This window comes from Paenibacillus darwinianus (genome assembly GCF_000598065.1).
Lineage (GTDB): Bacteria > Bacillota > Bacilli > Paenibacillales > Paenibacillaceae > Paenibacillus_I > Paenibacillus_I darwinianus.
This window is the reverse complement of record NZ_KK082149.1, coordinates 37306-50409: the sequence shown is the minus strand read 5'-3', so window position 1 is coordinate 50409 and position 13104 is coordinate 37306. Positions and strand designations below refer to the sequence as shown.

Here is a 13104-nt window from a genome sequence, read left to right as displayed (position 1 = left end):
GCCACTCGACCCGCGCCCGCCAATCTCCGGCCGCTTCCGCATGGCTGCCGAACAGTTCAGCCACCCCGGCATCGGTGCGCTTGACATAGGCATCCGTAACGGGGTAGCCGCTCGGCGTTTCGACGTATTCTATATTCATGATGCGGCTGCCCCTCCTGTTAACGCTCAACCGAAAATTTTCACAATTGGCCAAATCCATTATAGACAGGACTGAAAGGTAAACGTCACTTTATCCACTATAACTTATCTTTTCTGAAATGGTCAAAAAAACCCCCGTCAGGAGGTTGCATGCAGGGCGTAACGCTTGGTTTCAAACTATGTACGCATTGCCATCGGCATTGGCTTAGACATGAATCAGGCTTGCCAAATCGTCTGTCCGACTGCGATCGCCAGAAACAGCAAGTAAAATGCACCCATGACGAAAAAGCCGAGCCGCCACACCGCGCGCACGATCCGTCCCAGATTCACGCTGCCGCGCTTCCGGTATTGGAGGTTGCCGAGCAGCCCTGCGCCGAGCAGCAGAATGAGCAAAATGCCGTAAAAACCAAAGGAGCTTCCGAAAATCAGGTTAAACAACACCGTCACGGAGCCGATCAGCAGCGCCGTCGTCACATCCATAGCCATCCGGAGGGCGCGTTTCTTGTCCTTGGCAAAAGCCGCATAGCCGATATAAACAAGCGCGAACGGCACGATCGGCACGACTGCCATATAAGCATACAGCTGTGTTACGCTATCCCAGAGCGCTGCCACGTCCGACTCCTCCCGTCTCGTCACTACCTGTCCAACGCACCGATCATCACGGCAAGAGCCGTGTTCAAGGGAGCGGATTTCCCCAACCGTTCCGCCAGCGCCGCAACGCCACCATTGATGGCGGCCACTTCGGTTATCCGGCCTTCCTCGACGTCCCTTCGCATCGACGATAGGTTGTTCGCCGTGTGACGGCAGACATCCAGAACCCGCTCCCATTCGCTGCCGCTTTCCTTCATACCGGCGGCCACCAGAACTGCAAGCGTCTCGGCATATACCGCCCGCATAAGCGCGAGCCGGATCGGATCGTTCGGCAGCTCGCCGTTCCGTACGCCATACAAGGCGGTCAGCGGATTAACCACCGCATTGACCACGAGTTTCCGGTAAACGTGAGTTAAGATGTCTTTCGACACAAAGGCCGTTATTCCTGCTTTTCGCAGAGCTTTCACAAACATTTTTTGCCCTTCCGCATCGGCCCCAGGTCCCATATGAAGCTCGCCATGCCCCGTATACGCGACTGTCCGCTCATCGATACGAAGCCCGCCTTCATTGGTTATCCCTTGCACGAAAGCGACGTTCGGAAGCGCATCCCGCAGCCGCTCCATATGGCCGATCCCGTTCTGCAGGCATAGCACGCCAAGCGCGGCGCCGCCGCCCGAGTCGGCCAATTGCCCGATCAGCCTGATCGTCTGCCCGTCAGCCAAGTGCGTTTGCTTGACCGTGAGCATAACCCAATCGCCCGGTGCAGATCCGGCGAGCTCCGATTGCCCCAGCAGTCGTTCGGAACAAACGGCCTCAACGCGGTGAACCGATATGCCCCCATCCGCTCCATGCAGCGAGATGCCATGCTCCGTAATTATTTGTGCCTGGCTTTCCGTTCGCGTCCACAGCCGGACAGCAATTCCGCTCCGGGAAAGGCGCGCCGCCAATGACAGGCCAATCGCTCCCCCGCCGACAATGTTTATTTTCATCCCCTGCACCTCCGTTCCCCGGCTAGTCGCTTCTATTATAACAAACAAAACCGCCCGAACCGAAATTCCCCGCCAGCCAACAAAAAGACACGCAGCCGCGCAGCTTATGCGCAGCAATGCGTGTCTCCTTTGTCATCGCCTCATACGGCGGGCAGCGGCCGCTTATTCGATCCGCTCCAGATTGCCGTTGGCATCCATCTTGAATCGCGTTTTCGCTTCCTCTTCCTCATCCAGCACGGCAAGCCGTCGCGCCCGGTCCATAATTTGAATGAGCGTCTTGTAATCGTCATTCACGGTCCGGTAATCCGTCTGTGCGCTGTTGACCTCCCGGGAAAGCCGTTCGTTCTCTACGCGCAGGTCGAACATTTCTTCGTCTTTTTCTTTCAATTCCTTCTCCAAAGCTTTAATCTGCCGGCTTATGTCCTGGTAAGCATTCCGCCATTGCCTGAGAAACCGGATTACGGCATCCATCGTCAGCGTTTCCTCGCCGGCAAGCTCAGGATGATAGACTCTCTCCTCAGCCTCGGGGGAGATCGAGGAAACCTGCGGCGCAGCCACCGACTTCTTCATATAATTACGCTTCTGGCGCTGCTGTTTCGCCAGCAGTATCGCTTCCTCGTAACGTTTGCGGACACAGCTGTTCCAGCGAAAGCCGCATGCGGCGGACGTGCGTCCGATCCGCTCTCCGACCTCCTCGAATGCCGCCAGCTGCGTGCTTCCTTCCCGGATATGCCGGAGCGTAACTTCGGCCAGCATGAGATCGTCATCCGGACTCCACGCATCTTGTCTGACTGCTGTCATGCATTGATAACCTCCTAACGTAAAGGCGCTTACTTTATCACTATGCCCGTGGTAGAGTTCATAGAATCTATCGGATACTAAAATGTATGTCCATTTTCGGGAGGGCTCATACATCGGATACGGTTAAAAGGGTATAATTCGATAAACAGCCCTGGCGCAGCAAAAAAAATTGCCAATTCGTCGCGCTTTATGGTTTACACCGTACAACCCGCGAGGGTATAATGTTACTGTCAAAAATGAACGTGATGTACGAGAGAGGGGGGTGGAATCATGGCACGAATGTTCCGGGTGCTCGGCTTTTGGACCTTCGTCATCGCGTTGATGGCTTTTGCGGGCGAAAAAATCGAGATGGCGCTGTTGTTCTTTTTTCAAACCGCCGTGTTCTTCCTGTTGGGCTACTTGAATTTCTCGGAGCGTACATACATAATGATGTTCTGGGGCTATATGATCCTGTCGTTTCTTGGCTTTACCTATTGGTCCGTGTTCAAGATGGGGCTGCCCTTCTGAATCGGCAATACAGACAACCCAGCCTCCTGAGGGGCTGGGTTTTTTCATTTGGCAAGCACCATCACTTTGAAGCTCTCGCTCATCCCGTCGCTAAGCAGGAGCTGCCGGATCGCCCGGTTGCGCCGGGCCGTCTCGCCGAACGGGTTCGGATCTTGATGCGCCTCCAGCTCAAGCAGCACACCGTGATCGACAAGAAACCGCTTTTGCGTCGAGAACGAAGCAACCTGCCATCCCGCGGCCTCCGCCACCTTTTGTACGGCGCTGAAATTGACGTGCGCGGTCATATCCTGTTCCCCGATATAAGCATAGGGATCACCGTGCGCGGCATGTTTGCGGTAGCAGAGCAGCGTTCCTCGCATCCGGTGCGGCGCATACAGCCCGCTTGCGGTATCTCCATAGTCGATGAGAATGATTCGCCCGCCCCGCAGCTTGCCACAGAGCCTGTCGAGCCACGCCTCCGCATCCGGGCTCCATTCCGCCTCCTGCCCTTCCTCCAACCGGATGCCGTCCGCCCGAAGAGCGAACCCTCGCGTGAACTCGGACTCCTCCAGGAAGCAGTCGCCGAACCGGCCTTCCGCTTCGTCATAGCAGGTGCCGATTTCCCGAAGCTCCCCGCCCAGGCGCACGAATCGGCGGACCGGAAACGCATCGAGCAGCTCGTTTGCGACAATGACGCAAGAACCTGCGGCGGGAAGCTCCTTATCCGCCTGCTCCGGAAGAAGGCATTGAATCCGATCCCCGAAGCCGGCCTCGGCGATTGCGCGCTGCATCGCTTCCCGGTGCGCCGGATTCGCGTCCACCATCCGGTAACGAACGCGATGTGCGTTCTCCATCCCAGGCATCGCCGACCATTTGGCCAGCATCTGCAACCCCAGCCTGCCGGTGCCCGCTCCCCATTCGTATACCAACGGTGGAACGCCTGCGGCGAATATGTCCCGGGCGATATAGGTGGCAAGCACATCGCCCATCACCGTTCCGATGCCCGAGCTGGTATAGAAATCGCCCTCCTTGCCAATCCGCACCTGACCGCTGCGGTAATAGCCCCACTGCTCATCGTACAGGCAAGCCGCCATGAAATCGCGGAACGGAATGCCGCGCACCTGTTCGCGGGTGCCCGCTTTGATCATCCACGCATTGCGGCCCTCGGCCGCAATCCGTCCGGCCAGGCTGTGCTCCAAATCGTTTCTCTCTTGCATCGTCGTGTCCTCCTGCCTTTTCATTCCGCCGCAGACAGACAAATCATCCCCTCTGCGATTATAATAAGAGCTGTCTAAGCATACATTTATGCGTAATCTGCCGTCCTTCCGGAACACGCATTTCCGTACTTCGGCGACACCGATGACTTATAAATCGATTTGTGCGAAAGGAGCCGAGTGCATGCCGGCACTATCCCGCAAGGCTGTCTTTTGGATATGTTTCCTCCTGCTTGGCTTCCGGCTGTTGAAGCCGGTGCCGCTGGCCGCCGAAGCGGCGAGCCCGATCGAGGGGGAAGCGCTTCGCGAGTTGTTGGAGAAAAGCCTGTCCGTCACCGAGATCGATAAGGAAATCGGGCGGATCGCCATCCAAAAAGCAAAGGCCGCCGATGACATAGCCGGGCTCGCCGCTGCAATCGTACGCAGCGAAGCCGAGCTCGAGCGGTATCGCGAGAAAGCCGGAGCCGTCCTGCGCGCCTATTATACCGGCGAAAGGAATATGCTGCTCGCCGCCGCCATGTCGTTTGACAACCTTCCCCAGCTGTTCGTTATACTGGATTATGTTGAGGTCATCCTGTCCAACGACAAGCATACCTTGGACCGCTATCGGAAGCAATACCGCGATTTGCAGGCCGAGCGCACCGCCGTCGAGGACGAGGAGCGCCGTTTAGCGGTCATCGAGCGCAGCCTGCTTGCCCAACGGGAGAGACTGGTCCAGCTCCAGAGCGAAATTGACGGCGCCATCGCCGCCAGCGGAGATGAAGAAAGGCTTCGCGCGCTCATTCGGGAGCTCGTCGCCTACTGGGAGCTCACGGGTCTGGAGGAGGTCCGCCGCTATTATCAGGCGCTTGGCAAAGCGATGCGGGAACTGCCGAAGTGGTTGAACTCGAACAAGGAACTGCTGGAAATCGACGGCTTCACCTATACGCTCCGCTTGCCCCAGGAAGAGCTGAACCGGTTCCTGCGGGAGCAAAATGCGATGTTCGAAGATTTCGAATTCCGGTTTGAGGAGGGCAGCATTATCGCGCAAGGCCGGCGTGACGGCATGCAGGTTGACGTGTCGGGCCATTACACACTGGAAGATAAGCCGCAGCACGCGATCCGCTTCCGTACGGATCTTCTCAAATTCAACGGACTTGCCCTTCCCGACACGACCCGCGCCGAATTGGAGCGTGAATTCGATCTCAACTTTTATCCGCAGAAGCTCGTTTCTTTCCTCAAAGCCACTTCCGTGGAAATGGGAGACGGGGTAATGACGGTGAGGCTGAAGGTAAATTTAAAGTAAGGCTCCGGCTTCGGCTGTTCGGCGTCTTCGCTCTATACACACCCATTTCCTGATTCACTAGCTGGCGCTAAGACAAGTTTTATCATAAACGCAAACCAGTCAAACCGGGGAGGGCAAACGACAATGAAACGGGTTCACGGGATGGAATTGAAGCTACCGGAAGGCAAGCTGCCCGGCTTTTATGCGCAGATCGTGAAGAAGTTGGCCGAGACGAACGCGCTGGCCGACCGCGACCGGTCGCTGCTGTTCGTGTATGAAGAAGGACGCGATGCCGTGGAACGGCTTCTCGAGCACTATAAGGTGCCTGCGGAAACCGGCCCTTGGCTGCAGCTCGGCGCGAAGGAGGACGGCTGGAAGACCGGACGAGTCTGGACCGACTATGGCGTGGAGACGAGATCAGGCAATCTGTTTCTCGACCTGTCGCTCGCCACGCTCATTTCGCTCGAACCGGGCATGGACGATGGCGCCGAGCCCGCTCAAGCTGGCCTACAGCTCGAAGAGCATGCCGCTGCGTTTAAGCCCGCTGGCAACGGCTCCTGCGGGCTGTACGCGTTAGACCGCCAATTGGACGAATTGGCTCAAGGCATAGCGAAGGCTTACCGCTGCGTCGTCGCCGACCGCGATAAGCCGCAATAATGGTCTATCATGCCGGATTCCGGTAATGCCGATACCCGCTGTCGCTATAGTAAATCGGCGGCAAGCTGCGCGAGCTTGGAGCGCTCGCCCTTCTCCAATGTGATGTGGCCGCTCAGGCTCTCGCGCTTGAACCGCTCGACGATATACGTAAGCCCGTTGCTGACCGAATCCAGGTAAGGATGATCGATCTGCTCGGGATCGCCGAGCAGGACGATTTTGCTGCCCTCGCCAACACGCGAAACGATCGTTTTCACCTCATGCTTGGATAAGTTCTGCGCTTCATCGATGATAATGAATTGGCCTGGAATCGAGCGACCGCGAATATAAGTCAGTGCCTCGACCTGAATGCTGCCCATCCCCATCAGGATTTTATCGATATCGCCGGCTTTTTTTGTGTCGAACAGAAACTCGAGGTTATCGTAAATCGGCTGCATCCACGGCCGCAGCTTCTCATCCTTTTCCCCCGGCAAATATCCGATATCCTTGCCCATCGGCACGACCGGCCTCGCTATCAGCAGCTTCTTATATTTATGCTCATCCTCCACCTTCATAAGAGCGGCGGCAAGGGCAATCAGCGTTTTACCCGTACCGGCCTTACCGGATAGAGTGACAAGCGGAATGTCGTCATTTAGCAGCAGCTCAAGCGCCATTCGCTGCTGGGCGTTGCGCGCCGTTATGCCCCATACCGGGTCGTTGCTCATATAGAGCGGTTCCAGCTTCGTGCCATCCGGCGACACCTTGAGCAAAGCCGATTTCGAGGTGCCCATCTCATCGCGAAGGATGACGAATTCGTTGGGCAGCAGCGCCGCTGCCGCAGGCAGCGATTTTACCGTCAGAAACCGGTACGTGTAAAATTCGTCGATCACCGAAGGGTGGACATGCAGATTGATATAGCCCGCATAAATGTCCGACAGCGACACGGTTCTGTCCGAAAGGTAGTCTTGGGCCGAAAGTCCGAAGACGTCCGCCTTCACCCGAACGAGAACGTCCTTGCTGACCAGAATCACCTTTTTCGGCGCATCCTTCTCCGTCTCCTCCAGCAAGTAATTAAGCGCCACGGCAAGAATCCGGTTATCATTCGACATTTCGCCGAACATTTCCTGTACGCGCATAAAGCTGCGGTGATTGATCTCTACCTTCAGCAGCCCTCCGCCCTCCAGCGTTATGCCCTCATGGAGATGCCCTGCGTCCCTTAATCCGTCCAGCAAACGGGAGATATGCCGCGCATTACGGCCGAGCTCGTCGGCCAGCCTTTTCTTGGAGTCGATCTCTTCCAACACCACGGCAGGTATGATGACCTCGTTGTCCTCGAATGCGAAGATCGCCTGCGGATCGTGGAGCAGCACATTGGTGTCGAGCACGAATATTTTTTTCATCGTGGAAACCTCCCGGCGTCGGAATATTCAGGTTTTGTTGTGTGTACATAGCACCGTTTCATTACGGTTAAGCTAAGGACGATACTCGATACGTGACTGAAAGGAAGGTGGCTATATGATGAAATGGACCGTTTGGATGCTGGCCGTTAGCCTGCTTGCAGGCTGCGGGGCCGGCGCCCGCAACGAGACATCACCCTCTCCGCAAAATAATCCAGGCGTTACCGCCCAACAGGCAGATCCGCAGAAAAAGGAAATCAACGATCGCGACTCGGTCGCCGCGCGTCTTTGTGCGCTCGCGACCGGAATTGCCGGTGTGAAGGATGCGCGCTGCGTCGTCATCGGCAACACGGCCGTTATCGGCATCGATGTCGACGAACGATTGGACCGCGGCCGTGTCGGAACGATCAAGTATTCCGTAGCCGAAGCGCTGCGAAACGATCCCTACGGGGTCGACGCATTTGTGACCGCCGATATGGATCTGTCGGCCCGCATTCGCGAAATGCGCGCCGACATCGACAGAGGCCGTCCGGTCGCCGGGTTCGCGGAAGAGATGTCGGATATTATCGGCCGCATTATTCCACAACTGCCGCGTGACCTTGCTCCCGGAAACACTGGAGGGGCGGGACAATCCTAAGCGCCGCATAAAAAGACAAAAAGCCTAGTGATGGCATCACTAGGCTTTTTTCATCGCGGCAAACACTTGTCCGTCAAGCTTGTCTGCGGCGCGTTTGTCATATGTTTTCTCATACTCGGGAGCAACCGACAATCGAGCGCCATAGAACATGGCGTCGCGAACCGCAGAAATCGCGATGTCGAAGCATACGAGCTTGAAAGGTACACCCTCCAACGATTCCGACACGAGTGCCGCGCGGCCATAGACCGCGTTCACCGTTCCGGAAGAGAATACCGTGATGCAGCTGTCGGGATTCGCCGACAGATTCGCGACCAGCCTAGAACGTCCGTCAACCGCAAAGCGGAGACGGCCGGAGTCGACCGCGTAAACCCATGAGATCGCATTCGACGTCGGGCTGCCGCTCTCGGCGTCGAGGGTGTGCAGAAGGACGAACGACTCGTTCTGCAATTGGTTGAACAAAGAGTCGGATAGTGCCGTAATCGGTTCGGCCATCCGCATGACCTCCTCGTAAGTAGGACTGAGTGGTTACTGCTCCCATTATAGCACAGCATGCGTCATTGTTCCATCGTCACTCGGCCAATTTAGCCTGCAAAGCCGACTTGGCTTCGGAGAGCGTGGCCTCATCCACATACACATATGGGCTGCGCCAGGTCCCCTCTAGCGGGATAAACTGGATATTTTCCTTGCTGATGCCGAAATAAGTCGACATCAAGGCCTCGATTTCTTTGGACGGCATATCCATCGTCATATTGTTGCCGACGGCCTCAATTACAGAGCCGAGCTTGGCTGCGACGCTGAGCGTTTTCACCTTATCCGCAAGCGCGGCGAGCACTTGGCTTTGCCGCTGGTTTCGTTCGAAGTCGCTGGATTCCTGAGTTCCGTCGTTCGATTTGCGGTAACGCACAAAATCAAGCGCCTGATTACCGTTCAGCTCCTGAAGGCCGGCCTTCAAGTCAATATCGGTTCCGTCTGCCATGTCCCGGTAGCGCATGTCCATATCGACATTGACCTCAACGCCGCCTAGCGCGTCAACGACATCGGAGAAGCCTTTGAAGTTAATGACCGTGGAGTATTGAACCGGAATATCGAAATATCGCCCGAACATTTCCTTAACATCGTTACGCGCCTCGGTTTCGGCCGCTATGCCTGTCAGCCCGTCTTGCTCGCGGGCGGCAATCATGAACCGGTTATAGTATTGATTGGCCTTGCGCGAGCTGTATCCATCGAGCTGGATCAGGGTATCACGCGGAATTGAAACAACGACCGCAGACTTCGTCTTCGGATTGAACGCCGCTACCATCAGCACATCCGTATTCATGCTCCGGGTCTCATTGCGATGATCCAGTCCGAGCAGCAACATGGCCGTCGGCTTCACCCTGACGGATTGATCCTTCGGCACAACGGTGACCTCACCATTGTTGTTGTTCATACTGATTTCCCCTATGGCGCCCTTCGTCTGAAAAAACAAATAAGTAAGAAAGCCGCCAACGGCAAGCAATATCAGAAAAAATAAAATAAAGAAAAACCGCCCCCACCGGAAACGGCGTCCATTATGGGGCGCGGTTTGCGCCGGCCTGGACCCCCCCCGGGGAGGCAAATTCGTACCAGCGTTCATGATTCCACCTTCACTGTCCGTTGTATTTCGGGTTGGACGCGATATCCGCCAACAGCTGTTCGCCGGCTTCCCGCGGTATAAATTGCGTTTTCGTTCGGCCTTCCCGCTCATACTTCACATGAATCATCGTGTCGTCGACCTTCTTGATGGCAATCGACGTCACACCGTGATCCTCCATCAGAATCTGCAGAAAAAAATCCCGCGTCTCGGCGGCCGCGTTATCATCGGCCCTGCCGTCCGCCACAATTTGAATCTGAAGCCAGTTGAAAAGTGCGTCCTCAAACCGCATGGCGCTCCCCCTCAGCCGTCGCCGGCATCTTGGCCCGCTCCGCTGTCGCGGCCGGCCTTTCCGGCGGATTTGTTCTTCCACTTATCGTAGAGCTGGCGGCCGCGCAGCAGCATCATCATTGCGACGGCCACCGCCATGCTTTGGATAATCGGAAGCTTATCGATCTGCAGCACGAGCAGCACCAGGCTGCCGATCGCCATCAGAACGTGCACCAGCACCTCTTTTAGGATCGGCAGACGCTGCCGGGCGCGAAATACGTTATTGAAAATGTAAATGGTAAACCCCAGTATGAGGAGATAGGAAACGAGCGGATTCGCGCTCAGCCATCCCTGCACGGCAACCAGCCTCCCCGTTTATACGCCGGCTTGCGCCGTTTTGCGGTGCTTCTCGGCGCGCTCGCGCTCGCTCTTGTTCAAGATTTTTTTGCGCAGGCGGATCGACTTCGGCGTAATTTCGCAATACTCGTCGTCGTTCAAGTATTCCAGCGCCGCTTCCAGCGAGAAAATAATCGGCGTCTTCATTTTGACCGTGTCTTCCTTCGTTGCCGAACGAACGTTAGTTAACGCCTTCTCTTTGCAGATGTTGACGATGATGTCGTTGTCCCGGTTGTGCTCTCCGACGATCATTCCTTCGTAAATCTCCGTACCCGGCTCCAGGAACAGGATGCCGCGATCCTCAACGGACATCATGCCGTAAAAGGTCGTCTTGCCGGATTCGCTGGACACCAGCACGCCTTGATGGCGTCCGCCGACGCCGCTTCCCGCAAGCGGGCCGTAGCTGTCGAACGCATGGTTCATGATGCCGTAGCCGCGGGTCAGTGTCAGGAAATGCGTGCGGTAACCGATCAGGCCGCGCGCCGGGATGATGAATTCGAGACGCACCTGGCCCGTGCCGTTATTGATCATGTTCACCATCTCCGCCTTGCGGGTTCCGAGGCTCTCCATGACCGCGCCCATGCTTTCCTCCGGCACGTCGATGATCAGTCTCTCATACGGCTCCACCTTGCTGCCGTTCTCTTCCTTGATGATGACCTCCGGCTTGGAAACCTGAAGCTCGTAACCTTCGCGGCGCATGTTCTCGATCAGGATACCGAGATGCAGCTCGCCCCGGCCGGCCACCACGAATGCGTCCGGGCTGTCCGTCTCGTCAACCCGAAGCGCAACGTCCGTCTCCAGCTCCGACATCAGCCGCTCGCGCAGCTTGCGGGACGTAACCCATTTGCCTTCGCGTCCCGCGAACGGGCTGTTGTTGACCAGGAACGTCATTTGCAGCGTCGGTTCGTCGATTTTCAGCACCGGCAGTGCTTCCGGATTGGCCGGATCGGCGATCGTCTCGCCGATGTTGATGTCTTTAATGCCCGCAATCGCGACGATGTCACCCGCGCCCGCTTCGGCGACTTCGACGCGCTTCAGTCCCTGGAAGCCGAACAGCTTCTCGATGCGCGCCTGCTTCGTGCCGCCCTCGCGCGTCATAACAGCGACGGATTGACCCTGCTTGATGACGCCGCGGTTCACCCGGCCGATCGCGATCCGGCCCAAATATTCGTTGTAATCCATCAGCGTGACAAGGAATTGCAAAGGCGCGTCGACTTTTTCCGTCGGGGACGGGATATGGCTGACGATCGTATCGTACAGCGCCTGCATGTTCTCGTCCTGCTGCTCGGCGTCCAGACTGGACGTGCCCATCAGCGCCGATGCATATACGACCGGGAACTCCAGTTGCTCGTCGTTGGCTCCCAATTCGATAAACAGGTCAAGCACCTCGTCGACGACTTCCGCCGGACGGGCGTTGGGCCTGTCAATCTTGTTCAGGACGACGATCGGCGTAAGGTTATGCTCAAGCGCTTTGCGGAGAACGAATTTCGTTTGGGGCATACAGCCCTCGAAAGCGTCGACGACCAGCAGCACGCCGTCAACCATTTTCATGATCCGCTCCACTTCGCCGCCGAAATCGGCGTGACCAGGCGTATCGACGATATTAATCAAATAGTCTTTATACGTGATAGCGGTATTCTTCGCGAGGATCGTAATCCCGCGCTCGCGCTCCAGATCGTTGGAGTCCATGGCGCGCTCCTGCACGACCTCATGGTCGCGGTACGTGCCGGATTGTTGAAGCAGCTTGTCCACGAGCGTTGTTTTGCCGTGATCGACGTGCGCGATTATCGCGATGTTGCGGATGTTTTCTCTTGCTTGCATGATGAGAGGTAATTCCTTTCTCTAATGGGTTTTTCTGATACGCTTGCGAATCTTGAAGCTTGAAACCGAATGTGAACGAGCGTTCGTCACCAGCGGTAGCGACGGCCGAACGCGAGCCAGGCACCAAGCGCGATCAGCGCGAGTGCGATAAAGTAAATGCCCCAGCTCCAAAACAGCACCACCCCGAAGCAAGCCAGCGCGACGACGGCCAGCACCATAGCGGCCACCTGCGCGCCGCGCGGCTTCGACATGTCAAACAGATAATATTCATACAGCCCCGCTGCAACCCCCAGAATGAAGACGGGCCACAGGTAACGCATGCTTCCCCAGCCGACGATGTTGCTGAATAAAAACAGCAGGCCGTATACCGACAGTATGCCGGCCGGAACCAATACGACGGAGGGCAATAATCGGCCGAAGAAGAACACATGAAGCAGCACGCCCGGTATGAGGATCAAGATCGGCCAGAACAGATTGCCGATAAAGCTGAAAACACCGAGCTTTCCGAGCAAAATAACAACGCCGGCCGCCAAAATCAGGATGCCGACGGAATATTGGTTTCTTGACATCTGTCTCCCCCGTTTACACCGTCCGCTGCTGACGGACGAACGTCAAACAACACCGTCATGCGTCCCAGGCGATGATCTTTGACGAAAGACGACATGTTTTGCTTACTCTAGTTTAAAGGAACTGCATCTAAAAAACCAGTCAAATCGAAAAAAAGACGCTGAAAAGCCGTTACGCCCGGCGCCACAACAGGTAAATAACGATTACGAGCGGAATCGACAGCACCGGTATCGCCTCGGTGGAGGCGGGCCAGCGGACGAACAGCCGGTGGAGTCCCGGATCGTGCAC

Annotated in this window: 15 protein-coding genes; 4 read left to right on the top strand and 11 right to left on the bottom strand. The window is 56.5% G+C overall.

Features of this window, described 5'->3' with window-relative positions:
• Nucleotides 1–354: 354 nt before the first annotated feature.
• The 3 genes from BG52_RS06300 to BG52_RS06290 form a co-directional block, all read right to left on the bottom strand.
• Nucleotides 355–750: a DUF3397 domain-containing protein gene (locus BG52_RS06300; protein WP_036581262.1), complete on the bottom strand. Its 396-nt coding sequence runs from the start codon at nt 748–750 to the stop codon at nt 355–357.
• A gap of 23 nt (nt 751–773) precedes the next feature.
• Nucleotides 774–1718, bottom strand: coding sequence for a ketopantoate reductase family protein (locus BG52_RS06295; protein WP_036666978.1), 945 nt, complete (start codon nt 1716–1718; stop codon nt 774–776).
• A gap of 162 nt (nt 1719–1880) precedes the next feature.
• Entirely contained in the window at nt 1881–2519 is a 639-nt protein-coding gene (locus BG52_RS06290; RefSeq protein ID WP_036581258.1) for an RsfA family transcriptional regulator, read from the bottom strand.
• 270 nt (nt 2520–2789) lie between these two features.
• On the opposite strand from BG52_RS06290, the gene BG52_RS06285 reads away from it, so the two are divergent.
• Nucleotides 2790–3026: a DUF2626 family protein gene (locus BG52_RS06285; protein WP_036581255.1), complete on the top strand. Its 237-nt coding sequence runs from the start codon at nt 2790–2792 to the stop codon at nt 3024–3026.
• A 44-nt stretch (nt 3027–3070) separates the two neighbouring features.
• On the opposite strand, the gene BG52_RS06280 is transcribed toward BG52_RS06285, so the two are convergent.
• Nucleotides 3071–4222 (bottom strand): class I SAM-dependent methyltransferase, encoded by a 1152-nt coding sequence (locus tag BG52_RS06280; RefSeq protein ID WP_190287475.1) that lies wholly within the window; start codon nt 4220–4222, stop codon nt 3071–3073.
• Nucleotides 4223–4403: 181 nt separating this feature from the next.
• Between BG52_RS06280 and BG52_RS06275 the strand changes: the two genes are divergently transcribed.
• Together BG52_RS06275 and BG52_RS06270 are read left to right on the top strand one after the other, a co-directional pair.
• Complete coding sequence (locus BG52_RS06275) at nt 4404–5504, top strand: hypothetical protein (protein WP_036581252.1); 1101 nt, start codon at nt 4404–4406, stop codon at nt 5502–5504.
• A gap of 123 nt (nt 5505–5627) precedes the next feature.
• The gene (locus BG52_RS06270) at nt 5628–6140 is read left to right on the top strand and encodes a hypothetical protein (RefSeq protein WP_051587552.1); all 513 of its coding nucleotides are present in this window, start codon (nt 5628–5630) and stop codon (nt 6138–6140) included.
• Nucleotides 6141–6184: 44 nt separating this feature from the next.
• Here BG52_RS06270 and BG52_RS06265 read toward each other — a convergent pair whose 3' ends face one another.
• Complete coding sequence (locus tag BG52_RS06265) at nt 6185–7516, bottom strand: PhoH family protein (protein WP_036581249.1); 1332 nt, start codon at nt 7514–7516, stop codon at nt 6185–6187.
• A 115-nt stretch (nt 7517–7631) separates the two neighbouring features.
• Here BG52_RS06265 and BG52_RS06260 point away from each other — a divergent pair, with 115 nt between their 5' ends.
• A complete protein-coding gene (locus tag BG52_RS06260; protein ID WP_036581246.1) occupies nt 7632–8150 on the top strand; it encodes a YhcN/YlaJ family sporulation lipoprotein in 519 nt (172 codons plus the stop codon).
• A 39-nt stretch (nt 8151–8189) separates the two neighbouring features.
• Here BG52_RS06260 and BG52_RS06255 read toward each other — a convergent pair whose 3' ends face one another.
• The 6 genes from BG52_RS06255 to BG52_RS06230 form a co-directional block, all read right to left on the bottom strand.
• Entirely contained in the window at nt 8190–8642 is a 453-nt protein-coding gene (locus BG52_RS06255; RefSeq protein ID WP_036581243.1) for a pyridoxamine 5'-phosphate oxidase family protein, read from the bottom strand.
• A gap of 76 nt (nt 8643–8718) precedes the next feature.
• The gene (locus tag BG52_RS06250) at nt 8719–9765 is read right to left on the bottom strand and encodes an LCP family protein (protein WP_036581239.1); all 1047 of its coding nucleotides are present in this window, start codon (nt 9763–9765) and stop codon (nt 8719–8721) included.
• A 10-nt stretch (nt 9766–9775) separates the two neighbouring features.
• Nucleotides 9776–10054: a hypothetical protein gene (locus tag BG52_RS06245; RefSeq protein ID WP_036581236.1), complete on the bottom strand. Its 279-nt coding sequence runs from the start codon at nt 10052–10054 to the stop codon at nt 9776–9778.
• Between the two features lie 11 nt (nt 10055–10065).
• On the bottom strand, nt 10066–10389 hold the full coding sequence (locus tag BG52_RS06240) for a YlaH-like family protein (RefSeq protein ID WP_036581234.1): 324 nt from the start codon (nt 10387–10389) through the stop codon (nt 10066–10068).
• An 18-nt stretch (nt 10390–10407) separates the two neighbouring features.
• On the bottom strand, nt 10408–12249 hold the full coding sequence (gene typA / locus BG52_RS06235) for a translational GTPase TypA (RefSeq protein ID WP_036581231.1): 1842 nt from the start codon (nt 12247–12249) through the stop codon (nt 10408–10410).
• Nucleotides 12250–12335: 86 nt separating this feature from the next.
• Nucleotides 12336–12818, bottom strand: coding sequence for a hypothetical protein (locus BG52_RS06230; RefSeq protein WP_036581228.1), 483 nt, complete (start codon nt 12816–12818; stop codon nt 12336–12338).
• Nucleotides 12819–13104: the final 286 nt, after the last annotated feature.

Coding starts and splice junctions, on each gene's coding strand:
- BG52_RS06280 (WP_190287475.1), bottom strand. CDS start 4,222: ATGCAAGAGAGAAACGATTTGGAGCACAGCCTGGCCGGACGGATTGCG.
- BG52_RS06295 (WP_036666978.1), bottom strand. CDS start 1,718: ATGAAAATAAACATTGTCGGCGGGGGAGCGATTGGCCTGTCATTGGCG.
- BG52_RS06290 (WP_036581258.1), bottom strand. CDS start 2,519: ATGACAGCAGTCAGACAAGATGCGTGGAGTCCGGATGACGATCTCATG.
- BG52_RS06255 (WP_036581243.1), bottom strand. CDS start 8,642: ATGGCCGAACCGATTACGGCACTATCCGACTCTTTGTTCAACCAATTG.
- BG52_RS06285 (WP_036581255.1), top strand. CDS start 2,790: ATGGCACGAATGTTCCGGGTGCTCGGCTTTTGGACCTTCGTCATCGCG.
- typA (WP_036581231.1), bottom strand. CDS start 12,249: ATGCAAGCAAGAGAAAACATCCGCAACATCGCGATAATCGCGCACGTC.
- BG52_RS06270 (WP_051587552.1), top strand. CDS start 5,628: ATGAAACGGGTTCACGGGATGGAATTGAAGCTACCGGAAGGCAAGCTG.
- BG52_RS06250 (WP_036581239.1), bottom strand. CDS start 9,765: ATGAACGCTGGTACGAATTTGCCTCCCCGGGGGGGGTCCAGGCCGGCG.
- BG52_RS06245 (WP_036581236.1), bottom strand. CDS start 10,054: ATGCGGTTTGAGGACGCACTTTTCAACTGGCTTCAGATTCAAATTGTG.
- BG52_RS06260 (WP_036581246.1), top strand. CDS start 7,632: ATGATGAAATGGACCGTTTGGATGCTGGCCGTTAGCCTGCTTGCAGGC.
- BG52_RS06230 (WP_036581228.1), bottom strand. CDS start 12,818: ATGTCAAGAAACCAATATTCCGTCGGCATCCTGATTTTGGCGGCCGGC.
- BG52_RS06265 (WP_036581249.1), bottom strand. CDS start 7,516: ATGAAAAAAATATTCGTGCTCGACACCAATGTGCTGCTCCACGATCCG.
- BG52_RS06275 (WP_036581252.1), top strand. CDS start 4,404: ATGCCGGCACTATCCCGCAAGGCTGTCTTTTGGATATGTTTCCTCCTG.